This is a genomic window from Burkholderia anthinoferrum, assembly GCF_002925705.1.
In the GTDB taxonomy this organism is placed as follows: Bacteria; Pseudomonadota; Gammaproteobacteria; order Burkholderiales; family Burkholderiaceae; genus Burkholderia; species Burkholderia semiarida.
Window position 1 is genome coordinate 204,894 of sequence record NZ_LFZP01000041.1, and the last position, 19,969, is coordinate 224,862.

The 19,969-nt window shown below is 65.4% G+C and carries 21 protein-coding genes and 1 tRNA gene; 8 read left to right on the forward strand and 14 right to left on the reverse strand.

From position 1 onward, the window contains the following. Positions 1–99: 99 nt before the first annotated feature. The 6 genes from C5F75_RS14255 to C5F75_RS14280 all read right to left on the reverse strand — a co-directional run bounded on the left by C5F75_RS14255 (position 100) and on the right by C5F75_RS14280 (position 3,620). A complete protein-coding gene (locus C5F75_RS14255) occupies positions 100–501 on the reverse strand; it encodes a YXWGXW repeat-containing protein (RefSeq protein WP_059574114.1) in 402 nt (133 codons plus the stop codon). A 160-nt stretch (positions 502–661) separates the two neighbouring features. Beyond that, the gene (gene minE, locus C5F75_RS14260) at positions 662–916 is read right to left on the reverse strand and encodes a cell division topological specificity factor MinE (RefSeq protein WP_006476634.1); all 255 of its coding nucleotides are present in this window, start codon (positions 914–916) and stop codon (positions 662–664) included. A gap of 12 nt (positions 917–928) precedes the next feature. Continuing rightward, entirely contained in the window at positions 929–1,744 is an 816-nt protein-coding gene (minD, locus tag C5F75_RS14265) for a septum site-determining protein MinD (RefSeq protein WP_006476635.1), read from the reverse strand. A gap of 59 nt (positions 1,745–1,803) precedes the next feature. Continuing rightward, positions 1,804–2,589, reverse strand: coding sequence for a septum site-determining protein MinC (gene minC, locus C5F75_RS14270; protein ID WP_059574115.1), 786 nt, complete (start codon positions 2,587–2,589; stop codon positions 1,804–1,806). 169 nt (positions 2,590–2,758) lie between these two features. Continuing rightward, a complete protein-coding gene (locus C5F75_RS14275; RefSeq protein WP_226093718.1) occupies positions 2,759–3,382 on the reverse strand; it encodes a GNAT family N-acetyltransferase in 624 nt (207 codons plus the stop codon). Continuing rightward, a complete protein-coding gene (locus C5F75_RS14280) occupies positions 3,345–3,620 on the reverse strand; it encodes a hypothetical protein (protein ID WP_226093717.1) in 276 nt (91 codons plus the stop codon). Before C5F75_RS14280 ends, C5F75_RS14275 begins: the two co-directional genes overlap by 38 nt. Before the next feature lie 316 nt (positions 3,621–3,936). Here C5F75_RS14280 and C5F75_RS14285 point away from each other — a divergent pair, with 316 nt between their 5' ends. After that, positions 3,937–5,097, forward strand: coding sequence for an alkane 1-monooxygenase (locus C5F75_RS14285; protein WP_059574116.1), 1,161 nt, complete (start codon positions 3,937–3,939; stop codon positions 5,095–5,097). A 159-nt stretch (positions 5,098–5,256) separates the two neighbouring features. On the opposite strand, the gene C5F75_RS14290 is transcribed toward C5F75_RS14285, so the two are convergent. Both C5F75_RS14290 and serS read right to left on the reverse strand, forming a co-directional pair. Further along, a tRNA-Ser gene (locus tag C5F75_RS14290) sits at positions 5,257–5,347 on the reverse strand. Between the two features lie 115 nt (positions 5,348–5,462). Further along, positions 5,463–6,764 carry a serine--tRNA ligase gene (gene serS, locus C5F75_RS14295; RefSeq protein WP_059574117.1) on the reverse strand — a complete coding sequence of 434 codons (1,302 nt, stop codon included), beginning with the start codon at positions 6,762–6,764 and terminating at the stop codon, positions 5,463–5,465. 248 nt (positions 6,765–7,012) lie between these two features. Here serS and C5F75_RS14300 point away from each other — a divergent pair, with 248 nt between their 5' ends. Continuing rightward, positions 7,013–7,282: a DUF2164 domain-containing protein gene (locus C5F75_RS14300; protein ID WP_059574118.1), complete on the forward strand. Its 270-nt coding sequence runs from the start codon at positions 7,013–7,015 to the stop codon at positions 7,280–7,282. A gap of 52 nt (positions 7,283–7,334) precedes the next feature. On the opposite strand, the gene C5F75_RS14305 is transcribed toward C5F75_RS14300, so the two are convergent. From C5F75_RS14305 to C5F75_RS14315, 3 genes are all read right to left on the reverse strand, one after another. Beyond that, the gene (locus tag C5F75_RS14305; protein ID WP_059574119.1) at positions 7,335–8,645 is read right to left on the reverse strand and encodes a replication-associated recombination protein A; all 1,311 of its coding nucleotides are present in this window, start codon (positions 8,643–8,645) and stop codon (positions 7,335–7,337) included. A 316-nt stretch (positions 8,646–8,961) separates the two neighbouring features. Beyond that, entirely contained in the window at positions 8,962–9,651 is a 690-nt protein-coding gene (lolA, locus tag C5F75_RS14310) for an outer membrane lipoprotein chaperone LolA (protein ID WP_059574120.1), read from the reverse strand. Between the two features lie 46 nt (positions 9,652–9,697). Then, positions 9,698–12,007 carry a DNA translocase FtsK gene (locus C5F75_RS14315; protein WP_059574121.1) on the reverse strand — a complete coding sequence of 770 codons (2,310 nt, stop codon included), beginning with the start codon at positions 12,005–12,007 and terminating at the stop codon, positions 9,698–9,700. 387 nt (positions 12,008–12,394) lie between these two features. Between C5F75_RS14315 and trxB the strand changes: the two genes are divergently transcribed. From trxB to C5F75_RS14345, 6 genes are all read left to right on the forward strand, one after another. Next, on the forward strand, positions 12,395–13,357 hold the full coding sequence (gene trxB / locus C5F75_RS14320; RefSeq protein WP_059574122.1) for a thioredoxin-disulfide reductase: 963 nt from the start codon (positions 12,395–12,397) through the stop codon (positions 13,355–13,357). Positions 13,358–13,493: 136 nt separating this feature from the next. After that, positions 13,494–14,273 carry a Smr/MutS family protein gene (locus tag C5F75_RS14325; RefSeq protein WP_059574123.1) on the forward strand — a complete coding sequence of 260 codons (780 nt, stop codon included), beginning with the start codon at positions 13,494–13,496 and terminating at the stop codon, positions 14,271–14,273. After that, positions 14,233–14,883 carry a trimeric intracellular cation channel family protein gene (locus C5F75_RS14330; protein ID WP_059574124.1) on the forward strand — a complete coding sequence of 217 codons (651 nt, stop codon included), beginning with the start codon at positions 14,233–14,235 and terminating at the stop codon, positions 14,881–14,883. The genes C5F75_RS14325 and C5F75_RS14330 overlap by 41 nt, the downstream gene beginning before the upstream one ends. Before the next feature lie 166 nt (positions 14,884–15,049). Then, positions 15,050–15,619, forward strand: coding sequence for a PAAR domain-containing protein (locus C5F75_RS36290; protein WP_146075204.1), 570 nt, complete (start codon positions 15,050–15,052; stop codon positions 15,617–15,619). Between the two features lie 2 nt (positions 15,620–15,621). After that, entirely contained in the window at positions 15,622–16,446 is an 825-nt protein-coding gene (locus C5F75_RS14340; RefSeq protein ID WP_059574126.1) for a hypothetical protein, read from the forward strand. Between the two features lie 13 nt (positions 16,447–16,459). Beyond that, on the forward strand, positions 16,460–16,660 hold the full coding sequence (locus tag C5F75_RS14345) for a hypothetical protein (protein ID WP_059574127.1): 201 nt from the start codon (positions 16,460–16,462) through the stop codon (positions 16,658–16,660). A gap of 163 nt (positions 16,661–16,823) precedes the next feature. Here the strand turns inward: C5F75_RS14345 and C5F75_RS14350 are convergent, their stop codons facing one another. The 3 genes from C5F75_RS14350 to C5F75_RS14360 all read right to left on the reverse strand — a co-directional run bounded on the left by C5F75_RS14350 (position 16,824) and on the right by C5F75_RS14360 (position 19,839). Next, complete coding sequence (locus C5F75_RS14350; RefSeq protein ID WP_059574128.1) at positions 16,824–17,942, reverse strand: ABC transporter ATP-binding protein; 1,119 nt, start codon at positions 17,940–17,942, stop codon at positions 16,824–16,826. Positions 17,943–18,053: 111 nt separating this feature from the next. After that, positions 18,054–18,911 carry a carbohydrate ABC transporter permease gene (locus C5F75_RS14355; RefSeq protein WP_011544828.1) on the reverse strand — a complete coding sequence of 286 codons (858 nt, stop codon included), beginning with the start codon at positions 18,909–18,911 and terminating at the stop codon, positions 18,054–18,056. After that, positions 18,901–19,839, reverse strand: a complete 939-nt coding sequence (locus C5F75_RS14360) for a carbohydrate ABC transporter permease (RefSeq protein WP_059499909.1) — start codon at positions 19,837–19,839, stop codon at positions 18,901–18,903. The genes C5F75_RS14355 and C5F75_RS14360 overlap by 11 nt, the downstream gene beginning before the upstream one ends. Positions 19,840–19,969: the final 130 nt, after the last annotated feature.

Below are 19,969 nucleotides of genomic sequence, written 5' to 3' on the forward strand. Positions count from 1 at the left end.
CCGGTAGTAGGCCGGCCGCGCCGGCACGACGATGCACCCGGCCAGCGTGATCGCGACGAGCGCGATGGCGATTGCGGTTCTTTTCATCGCACGCCTGCCTCAAGCCCAGTGGCCACGCGTCCAGAACCAGTTCGGCCCGCGCTGATCCCAGTGGCCCGGCACCCAGTGCATGCCGACGCGTTCGGTTTCCCAGTGACCGCCGATCCACACGTAGCGGCCATGATCCCAGCGCCAGTGCCCGCGCTCCCACACGTAGCCCACGCGCGTGGCCGGTACGACCTCGTAGCGCACGGGCGGCGGCGCATTCGGCGCGACGACGACGACTTCCTCGGTACGCACGGCGACCGGCTCGGCGATGACCATGCGCCCCTGCGGCGCGATCACGGGCGTGCCGACGAGAATTTCGTCCGCATGCGCGGCAAACGGCGCGACGACGGCTGACAGGCCCGCGGCGAACAGCGCGAGCGAAACGAGACGACGTGAAACGGTAGAGACAGCCATCACAACCTCCTGGTTGAACAAGTTACGCGAGCGTATTCGTTCAATGCGCGACGGGGGATGACGGCCGACAGGCGCCGTGTTACGGCGTGCCCGAAAGTGCAACAGGGCGTAAGACGCGCACGGCGGCGGGCGCCGCCGTGCGGAGGGACACGCGCAAGCGTCAGGCTTGCGGAATCTCGATCTTCACTTCGAGGACTTCGAGATCGTCCTGGCGCTCGAGGCTCACGCGGATGTCATCGTCGGAAATATGGACGTACTTCGAGATGACCGCGACGAGCTCTTTCTGCAGCGCCGGCAGGTAATCGGCCGGCGGCCGGCCGCCGACCCGCTCGTGCGCGATGATGAGCTGCAGGCGCTCCTTCGCGACCGATGCGGACTTCTTCTTCTCGCCGAGGAGAAACGAAAGGATGGACATGGGCGGCCTCCGTTACTTGCTGCCGAAGAGGCGCTGCAGCAGGCCCGGCTTCTGGTAATCGGTGAAGCGCAGCGGCTTGTCCTCGCCGAGAAAGCGGGCGACGACGTCCTTGTACGCTTCGGCGACGTCGGTACCGTCGATATGCACGGCCGGCAGACCCTGGTTCGATGCGTGCAGCACGGCTTCCGACTCGGGCACCACGCCGATCAGCTTGATGCGCAGGATCTCGCTGATGTCCTCGAGCGACAGCATCTCGCCTTCGCTCACGCGCTTCGGGCTGTAACGCGTGATCAGCAGGTGTTCCTTGATCGGCTCCTTGCCTTCGGTCGCGCGCTTCGTCTTCGACGACAGGATGCCGAGAATGCGATCCGAATCGCGCACCGACGACACTTCCGGGTTCGTGACGATCAGCGCTTCGTCCGCGAAGTACATCGCGTGCAGCGCACCGGCTTCGATACCGGCCGGCGAATCGCAGACGATGTATTCGAAGTCCATCGCGACGAGATCGTTCAGCACCTTCTCGACGCCGTCGCGCGTCAGCGCATCCTTGTCGCGCGTCTGCGACGCCGGCAGGATGAACAGGTTCTCGCACTTCTTGTCCTTGATCAGCGCCTGGTTCAGGTTCGCTTCGCCCTGGATCACGTTCACGAGGTCATACACGACGCGACGCTCGCAGCCCATGATGAGATCGAGGTTGCGCAGGCCGACGTCGAAGTCGATCACGGCCGTCTTGTGGCCGCGCAGCGCGAGACCCGACGCGAAGCTCGCGCTCGTCGTCGTCTTGCCCACGCCGCCCTTGCCCGAGGTCACCACGATGATTTTTGCCATTTACCCAATACCCTGTGTTCGTCAATGAGAGCCGATCGATCCGGAGCGCACCGCGTGGATTACGTCAGGCGCAGCGGTTCGATCATCAGTTTTTCCTCTTCGAGCCGGATCTGCACCGATTTGCCCAGTACGTCGGCGGGCAGCGGGTTCTCGGTGGTTCGATAGATACCCGCGATCGAAATCAGTTCCGGTTCGAGACACGTGCAGAAAATGCGCGCGTCGTGATTGCCGTGCACGCCGGCGAGTGCACGGCCGCGCAACGGCGCGTAGATATGAATATTGCCTTCCGCGATGATCTCCGCGCCGTGACTGACCGGCGCGAGCACCACGAGGTCCCCTTTCGCGTAAATCTGCTGCCCCGAACGCAACGGCCGGTCGATCACCAGCGTCTGCGCACCGGCTTGCCCGAGCGCCGGCGCGGGTTCCGGCGACTGTTCGGGCGCCGCTTCGGCTTCCCCAGCGGCGGCGGTGTCGACGGCTGGCACGGCCGCCGGTTCCGCTTCGTCGGCAGGTTTCGCGGCCGGCGCGCGGCGATCGCGCGCCTCCAGCAACGGCAGGCCGGCTTCCCCCGCCCAGCCCTGCGTGGCCAGCGCGACGACGCCCACCGGACGCATCCGCACGTCGTTCAGCATCTGGCGGATGTCCGCGAGCGCGACGCGTTCGCCGTCAGCCAGGCGGCGGACGTCGATCGCGACGACATCGTCGGCAAAAAACTCGGGAGTCGCTTCGAAGCGCTTGACCAGTTCGGCACGCAACGCATCGAGATCGGTCGTCTTCACGGTGAACAGCAACGTATCGACCGATCCGCTGCGCAGCTCGAAGAATGGCGATTTTTTAAGCGACATGGACACTCTGCAAAAATTTTTTGCGTATTTTACAGGCGTCCACGCGTGCGGCCATTATTTTTGGGACTCGGGGTTGCGGCGGCCCGGGCGGACGCGCAACCGGCAGGCGGGCAGGCCAGCGGCCGATCGCGCTGTCATCGCGCCGCCCGGCTGGCGTGTCGGGACAGCGTCAGTGCTTTACCTGCGACACGAACAGCGATTTCATCGCGCCGGGCATCCGCGCGATCGGCGCATGTTCGCCGGTGTTGCCGAAACCCGCACGCTCGTAGAAACGGATCGCGTTGCGGTTCGCATCGGCGATCCACGCGTAGACGTCGGTGGCGCCGCGCTCGGCGAGCCATGCAGTGGCCGTCTCCAGCAGCAGCACGCCACCGCGCAGGTGACGCACCGCATGCGCGACCCACAGTTCGCTGACGAACGCGCGCCGATCGGGCGTGTTGTCGAAATACGCGCCGATCATGCCGGCCGGATGGCCTTCGGTGTACAGCAGGAAAGTCGTCGACTCGTCGGACACGGCGCGCTGCGCGGCGATCGCCGACGCTGCGTCCGTTTCGACGGTCAGCAATTCGGCCTCCGGCGCTTCGCCGGGCGCGTAGGGCTCACGCAGCGATGCAGCGCGGAGTTCGCGATACACGCCGCCCTGATCGGCAGCGATACGACGAACGGTCAAGGTCGAACTCATGCAGGCACAGCCCCCTTCGGACAGCAAGCTAGTAGCTTCAACCGAAAGCGGGGCATGAGTCAAATCGTAATTTTCAAACGGCGGCGCGGATCGAAAGGCGGCGGAGGTCATCGGCGACGACCCGCACCGATCGGTGTGCACGTGCAGCATCGGCGCATCGGCGCAGATTGTTGGACGGTAAATGTGCTGTCGTGATCCAGCGCTTCGCCTCGTTCTCCTTGCGATGCGCGGCCCCCCGGTTTCGAGCCGCGTTGCATTGCCTTGCCGCGGCCGTAATGCGACGTAATACAAGCAAACGAAACACGCGCTGCAGCAATACTTCGCTGGCCTTTTTATTGCGATGCAACATTTGTTGCCGCCGCATCACATCGGCATGCGCGCATCACGCGCCGGGCCATTCATCTGACGAACGCGCCAACCCACGGACAGATTCGCCCCTACCTGCATGTTTCAATCGGCGCGCCTGGGCGCTTCGATACGCGCGTGGTGCATGCTCCGGCGTTTGGAGCGTCACGCCTAGCGCGGGGGTTTGGCAAGCGCGCACGCCGGTCGTATAACAGGCAGATCCGGGCGACGATCCGGGGGCCGCCGCGCGCGTCGCGGACCACGAGGATTCGAAGATCTTGCATGCGGTCGCCTGCGGGCCGGCCGGCTGGAGGGAGACAATGGCAACGACCGACGGATCGGCTTCGGGCTGGTCGGATGGCAAGCGTTACCTGTGGCTGCTCGGCGCGCTGACGATCACGCTGCCGATCCTCGCCGCGCAGCTCGCGCTGTCGACGGGCTTCCATGTGTTCTGGTGGTTCGGTCCGCTGTTCGCGTTCGGCGTGATCCCGATTCTCGACACGCTCATCGGCGACGATCGCGACAATCCACCCGAAGCCGTCGTGCCGCATCTCGAACGCGAACGCTATTACCGGTACATCGTCTATCTCGCGACTTTCGTCGAATACGTGGCGTTCTTCATGTGCGTGTGGATCGTCGGCACGCACGCGCTCGCTTGGTACGACTATGTCGGCTTCGCGCTGTCGCTCGGCGCCGCGACGGGCATCTCGATCAATACCGCGCACGAGCTCGGGCACAAGACCGACCGCTTCGAACGCTGGCTCGCGAAGATCACGCTCGCACCGGTCGCGTACGGCCACTTCTACGTCGAGCACAACCGCGGCCATCACGTGCGCGTCGCGACCGCCGAGGACCCGGCCAGCGCGCGCTATGGCGAATCGTTCTGGGCGTTCCTGCCGCGCACGGTGACGGGCAGCATCCGCTCGGCATGGCGACTCGAAAAAACCCGCCTCGAGCGCCTCGGGCGTTCGCCTTGGACGTGGCGCAACGAAGTGCTGCACGCGTGGGCGATGACCGCGGTCGTATGGGGCATCGCGATCGCGATGGCCGGCAAGATCGTGATCCCGTTCCTCGTGATCCAGGCCGTCTACGGCGCTTCGCTGCTCGAAGTGGTGAACTACGTCGAGCACTACGGGCTCGGCCGCCGCAAGCTGCCGAGCGGCCGCTACGAACGCTGCACGCCGCAGCATTCGTGGAACAGCAATCACGTCGTCACGAACCTGTTCCTGTACCAGTTGCAGCGACACGCCGACCATCACGCGAATCCGACGCGCTCGTACCAGGCGCTGCGCCACTTCGACGATGCGCCGCAATTGCCGGCCGGCTACGCGACGATGATCCTGCTCGCGTACGTGCCGCCGCTCTGGTATCGCGTGATGAACCCGCGCGTTCGCGCGCACTATCGCGGCGACATGGCGCAATCGAACATCAAGCCGTCGATCCGAGACAAGGTGCTGGCGCAGTATCCGGCTGGGGCGTGACGGTTCGGCGAGGACGGTGTGGAAACCGGCGGGCACCGCTTGAAACGGTCGATGCGCCGGTAGCCCGCCCGCTGTCACTGCATCGGCAATCGGCACATTGCACCGGCGACCCAAAACGAAAAGCCCCTTGATCCTTCCGGATCAAGGGGCTTCGTATTTTGGCGGAGAGGGTGGGATTCGAACCCACGGTACGGGGAAACCGTACGCCTGATTTCGAGTCAGGTACATTCGACCACTCTGCCACCTCTCCTTCCCTACTGCATTTCGCGGCTGGTCGTTTCCGCGAGAAAAAGATTATAAGACGATCTCTTCGTGGCCGACAAGCCCTTTTTGCAAATTTTTTGCGAAGGCGCCGAACGGCCGCGTTACGACGCCTGCGCCGGCGCGTCGATACGCTCCATGCCGCCCATGTACGGACGCAGCACTTCCGGCACCGTGACGGAGCCGTCCGCGTTCTGGTAGTTCTCCAGCACCGCGACGAGCGTCCGGCCGACCGCCAGACCCGAACCGTTCAGCGTGTGCACGAGTTCGGGCTTGCCCTGTGCGTTGCGGAACCGCGCCTGCATCCGGCGCGCCTGGAACGCCTCGGTGTTCGAGCAGCTCGAGATTTCGCGATAGGTGTTCTGCGCGGGCAGCCACACCTCGAGGTCGAACGTCTTCGCGGCCGAGAAGCCCATGTCGCCCGTGCAAAGCGTGATCACGCGGTACGGCAGGCCGAGCTTCTGCAGGATCGCTTCCGCGTGGCCGACCATCTCGTCGAGCGCCGCATACGACGTTTCGGGCGCGACGACCTGCACCATCTCGACCTTGTCGAACTGGTGCTGACGGATCATCCCGCGCGTGTCGCGGCCGTACGACCCGGCTTCCGAGCGGAAGCACGGGGAATGCGCGGTGAGCTTGATCGGCAGCGCGGATGCGTCGACGATCGATTCGCGCACGGTGTTCGTCAGCGAAATCTCGGACGTGGAGATCAGGTATTGCGTGACCTTGTTCTCCTCGCCGCCCTTCTCGACGCGGAACATGTCGTCCGCGAACTTCGGCAGTTGGCCCGTGCCGTACAGGATCTCCGGGTTCACGATGTACGGCGTGTACGTTTCGGTATAGCCGTGCTGCTGCGTGTGCGTGTCGATCATGAACTGCGCGAGTGCGCGATGCAGGCGCGCGATCGGGCCGCGCAGCATCGTGAAGCGCGCGCCGGCGAGCTTCGCGCCCGTCTCGAAATCGAGGCCGAGCGGCGTGCCGACGTCGACGTGATCCTTCACCGCGAAGTCGAACTGGCGCGGCGTGCCCCAGCGGCGCACCTCGACGTTGTCGGCTTCGTCCTTGCCGACCGGCACGCTTTCGTGCGCGACGTTCGGCATGCCCAGCATCAGCTCGGACAGGCGCGCCTGGATGTCGCCGAGCCTGGCTTCCGACGCCTTCATTGCGTCGCCGATCCCGCCGACCTCGGCCATCACGGCCGACGTGTCCTCGCCCTTCCCCTTCATCGCGCCGATCTGCTTCGACAGGCTGTTGCGGCGCGCCTGGAGCTCTTCGGTGTGGGTCTGGATCGCACGGCGTTCCGCTTCGAGTGCGGAGAACGCGGCGACGTCGAGGGTGTAGCCGCGATCGGCGAGGCGCTTGGCGACGCCGTCGAGGTCTTTGCGCAGCAACTGGATGTCGAGCATGGGAGGACTTGGAAAATCGTTGTGTAAGACGGGAATTCTAACGCACCCCGCGGCCGCCACGGCGTTGGCCGGACGGACAATGCCGCAAACGGCCGGCCATGGCAGTATCGCATTGCCGGGCCGCCGCATCGGCGGACGGCGAATTGCCGCGCGCGTCGTCATGACGGATCGCAACATGTCCGCCCCGGCGGGCGGCAACCGTATCAGGCGGAGCGCCGGCTCCGCGTCACAGCACGCGAAGGAATCCGATGACCATCGAACTCGACAAGGACGTGCGCGACCGCGCGATCACGTCGCTGCAACGTTATTTCACGGAAAACATGGACGAGCCGATCGGCAACATCCAGGCCGGCGCGCTGCTCCATTTCTTCATTCAGGAGATCGCACCGGCGATCTACAACCTCGCGATCGCCGACGCGCAGGAACGCCTGCATGCGCGGGTCGCCGAACTCGATATCGAATGCCACGAAGAGCCGTTCGAATACTGGAAGAAACAGCAGCCGGGCCGCAAGCGCTGATGCGTCCACGGCTGCGCGGATCGAACCGGCCCGCGCGGCGCCATCAGTCCGATCAGTCCTTCTTGCCGGCCTCGCGATCGAGCTCGCGCAGCCACGCGAGCTTCTCGGCGATCTTCGATTCGAGCCCGCGCGGCACCGGCTGGTACCAGCGCGGCTCGCGCATTCCGTCCGGCAGATACGTCTCGCCGGCCGCGTACGCGTTCGGCTCGTCGTGCGCGTAACGATAGGCGTGGCCGTAGCCGAGTTCCTTCATCAGCTTGGTCGGCGCGTTGCGCAGATGCACGGGCACCTCGCGCGACTTGTCCTGCTTCACGAACGCCATCGCCTGGTTGAACGCGTTGTACCCGGCGTTGCTCTTCGCCGCGCACGCGAGATAGATGACGGCCTGCCCGAGCGCGAGTTCACCTTCCGGCGAGCCGAGCCGCTCGTAGGTTTCGGCCGCGTCGTTCGCCACCTGCAACGCGCGCGGATCGGCCAGACCGATGTCTTCCCACGCCATCCGGACGATGCGCCGCGCGAGATACTTCGGATCCGCGCCGCCGTCGATCATCCGGCAGAACCAGTACAGCGCGCCGTCCGGGCTCGAGCCGCGCACCGACTTGTGCAGCGCCGAAATCTGGTCGTAGAAGTTGTCGCCGCCCTTGTCGAAGCGGCGCGCATTCAGCGTCATCGCGCTGCCGACGAAATCGGCATCGATCGTCGCGACGCCGGCCGACGTCGCCGCCGTCTGCGCCTGTTCGAGCAGGTTCAGGAAGCGGCGCGCGTCGCCGTCCGCATAGCCGATCAACGTATCGACCGCCTTGTCGTCGAACGCGAGGCCGTCGAGCGCGATTTCCTGCGCGCGCTTGAGCAACTGGCGCATCTCGTCGTCGTTCAGCGATTTCAGCACGTACACCTGCGCCCGCGACAGCAACGCCGAATTGACCTCGAAACTCGGGTTTTCGGTCGTCGCGCCGATGAAGGTCACGAGGCCCGATTCGACGAACGGCAGCAGCGCATCCTGCTGCCCCTTGTTGAAACGGTGGATCTCGTCGACGAACAGGATCGTGTGGCGGCCGGTGCGGTTCAGCGTGTCCTTCGCCTGCTCCATCGACTCGCGGATGTCCTTCACGCCGCCGAGCACCGCGGACAGCGCGATGAATTCGCAGTCGAACGCGAGCGCGGTGAGCCGCGCGAGCGTCGTCTTGCCGACGCCGGGCGGCCCCCACAGGATCATCGAATGCGGCTTGCCGGATTCGAACGCGAGCCGCAGCGGCTTGCCTTCGCCCAGCAAATGCGTCTGGCCGATCACCTCGGCGAGCGTTTTCGGCCGCAGCGCCTCGGCGAGCGGGCGGCGCGGCTCGACTTGAAACAGGTCGGACATGAACCCTCGCTCCACATCAAACGGTAGCGGCCGAACCGGCCGCCGGACCCGACATTATGACAGCCGAGCGAGCGCGCCGCCGGGGCTGGTACACGCGTCTGGTGCCCGCGCCGGTACTCGCGTCTGTAGCACGCGCCCGTTACACGCGTCCGTTACACGCGTCCGTTACACGCGTCCGTTGCACGCGTCCGTTGCACGCGTCCGTTGCACGCGTCTGTTGCACGCGCCCGTTACACGCGTCTGTTGCACGCGCCCCCAAACAACACGGGCCTGCCGTTGACGGCAGGCCCGTGTCGGGAAAACGGCGCAACGAACGTCAGCCGTTGATCACGTCCGCACCCTTCGGCACCACGAACTTGAACGTATCGCCCTTCAGCGACGGGTTCGTCTGGATGTTCGTGAAGGTCAAGAGCGTGACGTTGCCGAACACGTCGTGCAACTCCATCGCGGCGAGCGTGCCGTTGCGGAAGCCGATGCCGATCCGCTGGAACTGCGTGTCCTGCGCCTTCGGCAGCATCTCAAGCCACTCGATGCCGCCCTTCTCGCCCGCATCGCGCAGCGTGTAGCTCTTGTCGAGATCGTTGCTGCCGAACAGGATCGCGGCCGGGCTCGCGCCCAGCGCGCCGTTCAGCTTGCGCTCGGTGACCTGGTTCAGGTCGCGGTCGTACACGTAGAGCTTGTCGCCGTCGGCCTGCAGCACCTGCTGGTACGGCTTCTGATACGTCCAGATGAACTTGCCCGGCCGCGCGAACACGAACGTGCCGCTCGAATTGTCGGTGGGCTTCGGCGCGGCCTGCGCGGCGCTCGCGCCCTTGGCGGGCGCCTTGACGATCTGCTGCGTGAAATCGCCCTTCGCCGAACGCACCTGCGACACGAAGGCCTTCAGTTGCTCGGTGCCGCCCGCGAACGCGTGCGTCGCCGCGAGCATCAGCGATGCGCCGGCGAGCGCCGCGCCGAGCCAGCGCCGCGTCGAACGAAGGGAAGGGACGAACGAAAGTTGCTGCATATTGCGGTTTTCTCCCTGGGTGGCCGGCGCTGCGGGCGCCGCGGACTCATTCCGCGTCGCGCGCCGGCACAAGAATTTCGCGGTTGCCGCTCGACGACATCGCCGACACGAGCCCCGATTGCTCCATCTGCTCGAGCAGCCGCGCTGCGCGGTTGTAGCCGATCCGCAGATGACGCTGCACGAGCGAGATCGACGCGCGGCGGTTCTTGATGACGATCTCGACCGCCTGGTCGTACAGCGGATCAGACTCGCCGCCGCCTTCGCCGGTTCCCGCACCGGCCGAGCCCTCGTCGCCGTCGGCGGTGCCGCCCTCGAGCAGGCCCTCGACGTAATTCGGCTCGCCCTGCTCCTTGAGCTTCTCGACGACGCGATGCACTTCGTCGTCGGCGACGAACGCGCCGTGCACGCGCACCGGCAACCCGCTACCCGGCGGCAGATAGAGCATGTCGCCCATGCCGAGCAGCGATTCGGCGCCCATCTGGTCGAGGATCGTGCGCGAGTCGATCTTCGACGACACCTGGAACGCGATCCGCGTCGGCACGTTCGCCTTGATCAGGCCCGTGATCACGTCGACCGACGGGCGCTGCGTCGCGAGAATCAGGTGGATGCCGGCCGCACGCGCCTTCTGCGCGATCCGCGCGATCAGTTCCTCGACCTTCTTGCCGACGACCATCATCAGGTCGGCCAGCTCGTCGATCACGACGACGATGTTCGGCAGGCGGCCGAGCGGCTCGGGATCGTCCGGCGTCAGGCTGAACGGGTTCGGAATCTTCTCCTCGCGCTTGGCCGCATCGTCGATCTTGTTGTTGTAGCCCGCGAGGTTGCGCACGCCGAGCTTGCTCATCAGCTTGTAGCGGCGCTCCATCTCCGCGACCGTCCAGTTCAGCGCATGGCCGGCCTGGCGCATGTCGGTGACGACCGGGCACAGCAGGTGCGGAATGCCTTCGTAGACGCTCATTTCGAGCATCTTCGGATCGATCAGGATCAGGCGCACCTGCTCGGCGGTGGCCTTGTACAACAGCGACAGGATCATCGCGTTGATCCCGACCGACTTGCCCGAGCCGGTCGTGCCGGCCACGAGCAAGTGCGGCATCTTCGCGAGATCCGCGCACACCGGCTTGCCGCCGATGTCCTTGCCGAGGCTCAGCGTCAGCGCCGACGGCGCGGCCGCATACACCTCGGAGCCGATGATCTCGGACAGATGCACCGTCTGGCGGCGCTGGTTCGGCAGCTCGAGCGCCATGTAGTTCTTGCCGGGAATCGTCTCGACCACGCGGATCGACACGAGCGACAGCGAACGCGCGAGATCCTTCGCGAGGTTGACGATCTGGCTGCCCTTCACGCCGGTGGCCGGCTCGATTTCGTAGCGCGTGACGACCGGGCCCGGATACGCGGCGACGACGCTCGCCTCGACGCCGAAGTCCTTCAGCTTCTTCTCGATCAGGCGCGACGTGAATTCGAGCGTATCGGCGGAAATCGCTTCCTGCGTCTTCGGCGCCGGGTCGAGCAGCGACACCGGCGGCAGCGTCGAATCGCCGGGCAGGTCGGTAAAGAGCGGCACCTGGCGCTCGCGCTCGACGCGCTCGGACTTCGCCGGCGTGACGACCGGCGGCACGATCGTCACCGGCTCGTGATCCTCGATGCGCACGCGCTCCTCTTCGACCTTGCCTTCGCGGCGCACCGCCGCGGCCTCGCCGAGCTTGCGGTCGCGCTCGGCCTCGCGGCGCAGCTTCGCGACGTTGACGGCGGACAGGATCGCGCCGCCGACGCGCTCGGCGACCGACAGCCATGAGAAGCGGAAATACAGCGACAGGCCGATCGCGAGCGCGATCAGCAGCAGCAGCGTGCCGCCCGTGAAGCCGAACGCATGCGACATCGCGCCCGCGACGGCCTCGCCGACGACGCCGCCCGGCGCGCGCGGCAACTGCACCTTCAGCGACCACATGCGCAACGCCTCGATGCCGTCGCAGGCGAGCACGACCAGCACGAACGCAAAGATTTCGGTGAGCCAGCCGATCGGCCGCTCCGGTTCGTCGGGAATCGCCTCGTGACGCGTGATGCGGCGGTAGTTGACGGCGATGCGCCGCCCGAGCGGCACGATCAGCCAGTAGGCCGACAGGCCGAACAGCAGCAGGATGATGTCGGCCGTCCACGCGCCGACGCGGCCGGCCCAGTTCGAGATGTGATCGACCTGGGCGGCATGCGTCCAGCTCGGATCGCGCCGGCTGTAGCTCAGCAGGGCCATCACCAGAAAGGCGCAGAGCGCGACCTGGAGAATCCAGCGGATCTCCGTGAGGAGCTTCGACATCCGGTGCGGCAACGCCTGTGCCTGGGCGGAATAAGGAGCTTTTGCCATGAATCCGTATAAAGAGGACGGGCCGTGCGCCCGCCTGTCGTTCGATCGCGCTTATTGTAAACGCTGCATCGCGCCGCCAAGTGTAAATGACGGTTACATGACGGAAACGGGGCGCCCAACCGGCGCGGCCGGCGGCTGCCAGCCGGCCGGATGCCCGCCCCTGCGACAACGCGCCGCCACATGGCAAACCGCCGCCCGCCCCGCCGCCCCGGTACGGACGACAGGCCGCCAAACGCTATCGCCACGATTGAAACTCTCGTTCGGCAGCGCAGCAACGGGGCCTTTATAATGCGCGTCTGATACCCATCTATGACGGCATCCCGGTCAACCCGGATCGTACGGCGAGCCCTACCCCGCCCGCCGCGGCCGCCTTTTACGGATTCGCATATGTCCACGCCCAAACACGCCAAAGTCCTGATTCTCGGTTCCGGCCCCGCCGGCTACACGGCCGCCGTCTACGCAGCACGCGCCAATCTGTCCCCGGTGCTGATCACCGGCATCGCGCAGGGCGGCCAGCTGATGACCACGACCGATGTCGAAAACTGGCCGGCGGACGCGAAGGGCGTGCAAGGCCCGGAACTGATGGCGCGCTTCCAGGAGCACGCGGAGCGCTTCAACACCGAAATCGTCTTCGACCACATCCACACCGCGAAGCTGCACGAAAAGCCGATCCGCCTGATCGGCGACTCGGGCGAATACACGTGCGACTCGCTGATCATCGCGACCGGCGCATCCGCGCAGTATCTCGGCCTGCCGTCCGAGGAAGCGTTCATGGGCAAGGGCGTGTCCGCCTGCGCGACCTGCGACGGCTTCTTCTACCGCAACCAGGAAGTCGCGGTGATCGGCGGCGGCAATACGGCCGTCGAGGAAGCGCTGTACCTGACCGGCATCGCGAAGAAGGTCACCGTGATCCACCGCCGCGACAAGTTCCGCGCGGAGCCGATCCTGATCGACCGCCTGCTGGAGAAGCAGAAGGAAGGCGTCGTCGACATCAAGTGGGATCACGTGCTCGACGAAGTGACCGGCGAGGAGTCGGGCGTCACGGGCCTGCGCATCAAGAACGTGAAGACCGGCGCGACGGAAGACCTGCACGTGCAGGGCGTGTTCGTCGCGATCGGCCACAAGCCGAACACCGACCTGTTCCAGGGCCAGCTCGAAATGAAGGACGGCTACATCCTGACGAAGAGCGGCCTGCAAGGCAACGCGACGTCGACGAGCGTGCCGGGCGTGTTCGCGGCAGGCGACGTGCAGGACAACGTGTATCGCCAGGCGATCACCAGCGCGGGCACGGGCTGCATGGCCGCGCTCGACGCGCAGCGCTACCTCGAGAGCCTGCACGACAAGAAGTAAGCCGGGAGCCTCGCCGCGGCGGGCGCTACAATGGCGTCCGCTGCCGCGAAGCGGGCTCGACCGGAAAGCCGCTGCCGCCGCGCAGCGGCTTTTTTTCTGCCCGCGCGCCCGAACGCGCCTGCCCCGTTACCGAATCATGGCGAAGAACCAGCCCCACCCGAGCGATCCCGCGAAGCGGAAGATCGCCGCCCGCCCCGTGACCCCGGCGCCCGAGGCGCCGCCGCCCGCCCTCGACGCGGCCGCGTTGCGCGGCCAGGGCCTCGCGGGCCTCGGCGCGTTGCGCAAGTCGCTGCAAGGCGAAGCCGATCGTCGCGAACGCGCGCGCATCGAAACCGAGAAGGCCGAGCGCAAGGCGGAAGCCGACGCGAATCTGTTCCGCAACGAGATCGGCGCGATCCGGCCGCTGAACGCGCCGCCGCGCGCGTCGTCGGGCCGCACGCCGCCCGACCCGGTGCCGAAGCAGACGCAGCGCGACGAGCAAGCCGTGCTGAACGCGACGCTGTCCGACGAGTTCGATCCCGAGACGCTGCTCGACAGCGACGACTCGCTGTATTACCACCGCCCCGGCATCAGCCGCGACGTCGTGCGCAGGCTGAGGAGCGGTGCGTGGATCGTGCAGGCACAGATCGATCTGCACGGCATGCGGCGCGACGAGGCGCGCGACGCGCTCGCCGAATTCATCCGCGAAGCCGGCAAGAAAGGGCTGCGCTGCCTGCGCGTGATCCACGGCAAGGGGCTCGGCTCGATCGGCAAGGAACCCGTGCTGAAGGGCAAGGTGCGCGCCTGGCTCGTGCAGAAGGAGGAAGTGATCGCATTCTGCGAGGCGCGCGGCCACGACGGCGGCGCGGGCGCGGTGCTCGTGCTGCTGCAGCCGCATGCGACGCCGGCCGACCGGGGGCCGCGTGCCGCATCCTAGGCTGACGCTCGCGATCGCAGTACTGGAGGCGATCGCCACGCTCGCATTCGCGATTTCGGGGTTCATCGAGGCACGCAAGAACCGCCTCGACTCGGTCGGCACGTTCGTCGTCGCGCTCGCGACCGCCTTCGGCGGCGGCACGCTGCGCGACATCCTGCTCGAGCGCCGGCCGTTCTACTGGGTCGTGCACGACGACTACGTGATCGCGATCTTCGTGCTCGCGCTGTTCGCGCCGTTCGTGCTGCGGATGCTGTCGCGGCTGTCGGCCGAACGGCTGCTGCTGATTGCCGACGCGATCGGGCTCGGCATCTTCAGCATCTCGGGCACGTCGATCGCACTCGACGCCGAAATGCCGCGCTTCATCGCGGTGATGATGGGCGTGATTACCGGCGTGGTCGGCGGGATCGTCCGCGACGTGCTGTGCAACGACATCCCGCTGATCCTGCGCGATTCGCGGCCGTACGCGACCTGCGCGTTCGTCGGCTGCTGGTTCTACCTGCTGCTCGTGTGGCTGCAGTTCGACTCGGTGTACAGCGTGCTGCTCGCGACCGGCTTCATCCTCGCCGCGCGGCTCGCGACGTTCAAGTTCGACGTGCGGTTGCCGCATTGAATCCGGGCATTGTTTGAGGCACGAGGGGCCGTCGAAACCGGCTTCTCGTCGCCGCACGCCGGTGATCCGAAAACGCCCGATCGATCGGACACAGTTTTTTACAATTCCCTTTCGCAATCGACAACCCCGTGCTACGTTTCGCCCGACAAACGCGAACGGGTGCGGCATGACTATTTTTTACGCGGTAGTTGAAGGCGATCCGCTGGATAGCGGCGGCTACGTACTCGATGGCGGTAAGTGCGGAACGATCGTCGATGACGACGGCAAACGCCGGAAAATCACGTTCGTCGGACAACGCGCGTGGTGCAGCACATGCGAGAGCGTCGGGACAATTGAGGCGGCCCCTGGCGCGCCGAGCAAAAAGCGACTGCGCGACTTCACTTCCGCGGGACGAGTTCAAGCCCTGAGCAACGATTGGGTCAGATGTGGCTGTGAGCGCCCTCCCCGCATCATTTCCCGATACGGCCGTCGATGGAAAATAGACGCTTCGGATTGCAACATTGGCATCGAATCCGTGCTCGTCGCAACAGATACGGTCACGCCAACGGCCCAGCTCGTCTACACCGATCGCTTCATTCTTCGGGACACCGCGGGTACCCCGCTGAGCGACGTCGCTTACGCATTGCAGCGAGACACCGGGGCGTTTGAATACGGACGAACGGACGCGCACGGACAAACGCACTTGCTCGCGTCCACTTCCTGTGCCGAAAACATCACGATCTATCTCGCGGAATAGTCATGCCCGAACGCGTCCACATTTCTCCTGAAGGCAATCGATACAAACGGATCGCGGCACGTAAGACCACGCCGACAAACGACCCGTCGCCGAAACCCGTCACCGTCCGATTCAAGACATTCTGGAAAACGGTCCGCAGATGGACCGACGCCGACGTCGGCGAATACCAGCGCGCAATTCCGCAACTGGCACAACAGCTGCAGAAGGAAACGTACTGGGACCGCAACGGCAGTACGCGTGAGAATCGATTTACATGCGAGGACTTCGCGCTACGGTTACTCGTCCAGTTCGCGGCCCTGCGCGGGTTGCCGCTCAAGTTGACCACCGGTGTGCGCAGTTATCGAAACATGGAAATCTACGGCGAATCGGAACACCAGCGATACGATTCGACGATGTACGGTTTCGCCGAGATGGTCGCGCTGACTTTCGGCGCACCGGACACACAACGCACCGGTTCGAATACCGTACGACTTACGACGGCCGAGTCGCTCCGCGCGGGAGACATGCTCGTACAGGCCAATGATCGCGCAGGCATCGGGCATCACGTTCAGTTGGTCACGCGCACCTCGCCCTCGTCCGTTTCGATCATGCAGGGCAATTCGAGCGGTGTGATCGTCCGTCCATTCACGACGATCATGAGGATATTCGGCCACAATCGTGCAGATCCGCAAAGCGCCAGTTATGCAGGTATGAGCGTCGAAAACGGGTACTACACCCCCGGCGAGGAAGGGTGGGACTACAGAAACGAGACCACAGGCGCCGAAGTGAAGGACTTTCTAAAGCAATTCCAGCTGTATCGCTGGAATTTCGCTGCATTCAATCAGTAATGCCGAGGCAAGGATGCGTGCGTTCTTTTCGGTAATCGCAGATAGCGACCTGTTCGGTACACTCGCGACCGTTTGTCTGGTCGTCGCCGTGGCCGGCCTGTTCTCCACCGTCCGCCGCTCGAGATTTTATTTTCCGGCCGTCTTCGCGTGCCTTCTGTTCATGCCGCTCATGCATGCGATCGGTTCGTATCTCTTGTCATTGCCGAGTCCGTGATTGCCTCCATACAGCGTGCTGCTCGCGACCGGCTTCATCCTCGCCGCGCGGCTCGCGACGTTCAAGTTCGACGTGCGGTTGCCGCATTGACGCGGCACCGGCATGCACAGACGAAAGGGGCCGTTTCGAAACGGCCCCTTCTTCATTCAGCGCATCCAGTGCCTCACGCAATCCGTTCTTCCGACGCCGGATCGAACAGCACGGCCTTCGACACGTCGAACAGCAGCGACTGCGTCTGCCCCGGCTGCGGGTTCGCGGCCGGATGCACGCGGCTCACGATCCGCTTGCCGTTCACCTGCGCGAACACGTGCGTGTCCGGCCCGGTCGGCTCGGTCACGTCGACGCGCACGTCGATCGGCTGCAGCTTCGACGCCTCGCCGTGATGTGCGTTGCGTGCGTCGGTGATGCGCTCCGGGCGCAACCCGAGAATCACCTCGCGGCCCACGTGCGACTTCAGCTTCGCCGCGTCGAACGGCAGGTTCAGCGCGCTGCGCGCGAGGCCCGTGTCGATCTCGAGCGCGATGCCGCTGCCCTGCTCGACCAGACGGCCGTTGATGAAGTTCATCGGCGGCGCGCCGATGAAGCCCGCGACGAACAGGTTCGACGGCGAATCGTAGATATCCTGCGGCGCACCGAACTGCTGGACCACGCCGTCCTTCATCACCGCGATCCGGTCGCCGAGCGTCATCGCCTCGATCTGGTCGTGCGTCACGTAGACGATCGTCGTGCCGAGGCGCTGGTGCAGCAGCTTGATTTCCGCGCGCATCTCGATACGCAGCTTCGCGTCGAGGTTCGACAGCGGTTCGTCGAACAGGAACAGCGACGGATCGCGTGCAAGCGCGCGGCCCATCGCGACGCGCTGGCGCTGACCGCCCGACAGCTGGCCCGGCTTGCGGTCGAGCAGATGCTGGATCTGCAGCATCGCCGACACGCGGTCGACGATCTGCTGCTGCTCGTTCTTCGGCACCTTGCGGATGTTCAGCCCGAACGAGATGTTCTCGCGCACCGTCATCGACGGATACAGCGCGTACGACTGGAACACCATCGCGATGTCGCGATCCTTCGGCGACAGATCGTTGACGACCTTGCCGTCGATGCAGATCTCGCCGCTCGTGACCGTCTCGAGCCCGGCGATCATGTTGAGCAGCGTCGATTTCCCGCAGCCCGAGCCGCCGACCAGGATCAGGAACTGTCCGTCCTCGATCTCGATGTCGACACCCTTCAGGACCGGCACCCCGTTCGGGTAGGTCTTGTACACGTCACGGATGGAAAGGCTTGCCATGCTGTGAATCCTCTGTCTCGTCTCGCGCGGCGCACGCCGGCGCCGCGTCGGGTTCGTTTCGATGCGCCGCGCGGGGTGCGCGGCCGGTTCGTCGTATCGGAAAAGCCGCGCTTACCCCTTCACCGCGCCTGCCGTCAGCCCGCGCACGAAGTAGCGGCCGGCGACGATGTAGACGAGCAGCGTCGGCAGCGCGGCGATGATCGCGCCGGCCATGTCGACGTTGTATTCCTTCACGCCCGTCGACGTGTTGACGAGGTTGTTCAGCGCGACCGTGATCGGCATCGAATCGACGCCGGAGAACACGATCCCGAACAGGAAGTCGTTCCAGATCTGCGTGAATTGCCAGATCAGGCACACCATGAAGATCGGCAGCGACACCGGCAGCAGGATCTTCGTGAAGATCGTGAAGAAGCCGGCGCCGTCGATGCGCGCGGCCTTCACGAGTTCGGCCGGCACGCTCACGTAGAAGTTGCGGAAGAACATCGTCGTGAACGCGATCCCGTACACGACGTGCACGAACACGAGGCCCGGAATCGTGTTCGCGAGGCCGAGCATCCCCTGCAGGCGCGCCATCGGCAGCAGGATCACCTGGAACGGAATGAAGCAGCCGACCAGCATCATCGTGAACAGCGCGTCCGCACCGCGAAAGCGCCAGTGGGTGAGCACGTAGCCGTTGAACGCGCCGATCAGCGACGAGATCAGCACGGCCGGGATCACCATCTGCAGCGAGTTCAGGAAGAACGGCTTCATCCCGTCGCAGCGCACGCCGGTACACGCCCCGCTCCATGCCTTCACCCACGGGTCGACGGTCCACGTGGTGGGCGGCGTCAGCAGGTTGCCGGTGCGCAGCTGGTCGAGGTCCTTGAACGACGTCGACAGCATCACGTAGATCGGAAACAGGAAATACAGCGCGAACAGGATCAGTGCCGCATAGATCACTGCCCGGCTGATCGTCATCTTAGGCTGCATTGCGGGTGCTCCTCGATTCCATATACATCAGCGGCACCAGCACCGCGACCACGGTCGCGAGCATCATCACCGAGGACGCCGCGCCGAGCCCGAGCTGGCCGCGGTTGAACGAAAACGTGTACATGAACATGGCCGGCAGCGACGACGACGTGCCCGGGCCGCCCGCCGTCAGCGCGACGACGAGGTCGAAGGTCTTGATCGTGATGTGGCAGAGGATCAGCAGCACCGAGAAGAACACCGGGCGCATGCTCGGGATCACGATCTTGCGGTAGATGGTCGGCAGCGTCGCGCCGTCGACCTGCGCGGCCTTGAAGATCTCGCCGTCGACGCCGCGCAGCCCCGCGAGGAACAGCGCCATCACGAAGCCGGTCGACTGCCACACGGCCGCGATCACCACGCAGAAGATCGCCTTGTCCGGATCGTCGAGCCAGCCGAACGAGAAGCTCGTCCAGCCCCAGTCGTGCATCACCTTCTCGAGGCCGAGGCCGGGGTTCAGGATCCACTGCCACGCGGTGCCCGTGACGATGAACGACAGCGCCATCGGGTACAGGAAGATCGCGCGCAGCGCGCCTTCGTTGCGGATCCGCTGGTCGAGCAGGATCGCGAGGAACAGCCCGAGCGCGACGCAGATCGCGATGAACGGGATCCCGAACCAGCCGAGGTTCGCGGCGGAGGTCCACCACACGTCGTTCTGGAACAGGTCCGTGTAACGGCCGAAGCCGTCGAATTCGTAGTTGGGCAACAGCCGCGAGTTGGTCAGCGACAGATAGCCGGTAATCAGGATGAAGCCGTAGATGAACACGACGGCGATCGCGACGCTCGGCGCGAGCACGAGCTTCGGGATCCAGCGATCGGCGAAGGCCGACATCGGCGACGTACGCCGTGCGGCGGCAGCGCCGGATCCGTTTCCGCTAAGAGGGGCAGCCACTTGATTCGACTCCTGGAACGAGGGCGACGCAGGCCTGGCCGGCGCCGGGTACGGCACGGGCTCGCGGGCGAGCCCGTTTGCTGCACATGCAAAAACGCCCGGCCGATGAAGCGTGTCCGGCCGGGCGCCT

Coding starts and splice junctions, on each gene's coding strand:
- C5F75_RS14280 (WP_226093717.1), bottom strand. CDS start 3,620: ATGTTGCATCGCAATAAAAAGGCCAGCGAAGTATTGCTGCAGCGCGTG.
- C5F75_RS14285 (WP_059574116.1), top strand. CDS start 3,937: ATGGCAACGACCGACGGATCGGCTTCGGGCTGGTCGGATGGCAAGCGT.
- C5F75_RS14300 (WP_059574118.1), top strand. CDS start 7,013: ATGACCATCGAACTCGACAAGGACGTGCGCGACCGCGCGATCACGTCG.
- serS (WP_059574117.1), bottom strand. CDS start 6,764: ATGCTCGACATCCAGTTGCTGCGCAAAGACCTCGACGGCGTCGCCAAG.
- trxB (WP_059574122.1), top strand. CDS start 12,395: ATGTCCACGCCCAAACACGCCAAAGTCCTGATTCTCGGTTCCGGCCCC.
- C5F75_RS14345 (WP_059574127.1), top strand. CDS start 16,460: ATGCGTGCGTTCTTTTCGGTAATCGCAGATAGCGACCTGTTCGGTACA.
- C5F75_RS14255 (WP_059574114.1), bottom strand. CDS start 501: ATGGCTGTCTCTACCGTTTCACGTCGTCTCGTTTCGCTCGCGCTGTTC.
- minC (WP_059574115.1), bottom strand. CDS start 2,589: ATGTCGCTTAAAAAATCGCCATTCTTCGAGCTGCGCAGCGGATCGGTC.
- C5F75_RS14330 (WP_059574124.1), top strand. CDS start 14,233: ATGCGACGCCGGCCGACCGGGGGCCGCGTGCCGCATCCTAGGCTGACG.
- C5F75_RS14340 (WP_059574126.1), top strand. CDS start 15,622: ATGCCCGAACGCGTCCACATTTCTCCTGAAGGCAATCGATACAAACGG.
- C5F75_RS36290 (WP_146075204.1), top strand. CDS start 15,050: ATGACTATTTTTTACGCGGTAGTTGAAGGCGATCCGCTGGATAGCGGC.
- C5F75_RS14315 (WP_059574121.1), bottom strand. CDS start 12,007: ATGGCAAAAGCTCCTTATTCCGCCCAGGCACAGGCGTTGCCGCACCGG.
- minE (WP_006476634.1), bottom strand. CDS start 916: ATGTCCATCCTTTCGTTTCTCCTCGGCGAGAAGAAGAAGTCCGCATCG.
- C5F75_RS14275 (WP_226093718.1), bottom strand. CDS start 3,382: ATGACCTCCGCCGCCTTTCGATCCGCGCCGCCGTTTGAAAATTACGAT.
- lolA (WP_059574120.1), bottom strand. CDS start 9,651: ATGCAGCAACTTTCGTTCGTCCCTTCCCTTCGTTCGACGCGGCGCTGG.
- C5F75_RS14355 (WP_011544828.1), bottom strand. CDS start 18,911: ATGCAGCCTAAGATGACGATCAGCCGGGCAGTGATCTATGCGGCACTG.
- C5F75_RS14350 (WP_059574128.1), bottom strand. CDS start 17,942: ATGGCAAGCCTTTCCATCCGTGACGTGTACAAGACCTACCCGAACGGG.
- minD (WP_006476635.1), bottom strand. CDS start 1,744: ATGGCAAAAATCATCGTGGTGACCTCGGGCAAGGGCGGCGTGGGCAAG.
- C5F75_RS14325 (WP_059574123.1), top strand. CDS start 13,494: ATGGCGAAGAACCAGCCCCACCCGAGCGATCCCGCGAAGCGGAAGATC.
- C5F75_RS14305 (WP_059574119.1), bottom strand. CDS start 8,645: ATGTCCGACCTGTTTCAAGTCGAGCCGCGCCGCCCGCTCGCCGAGGCG.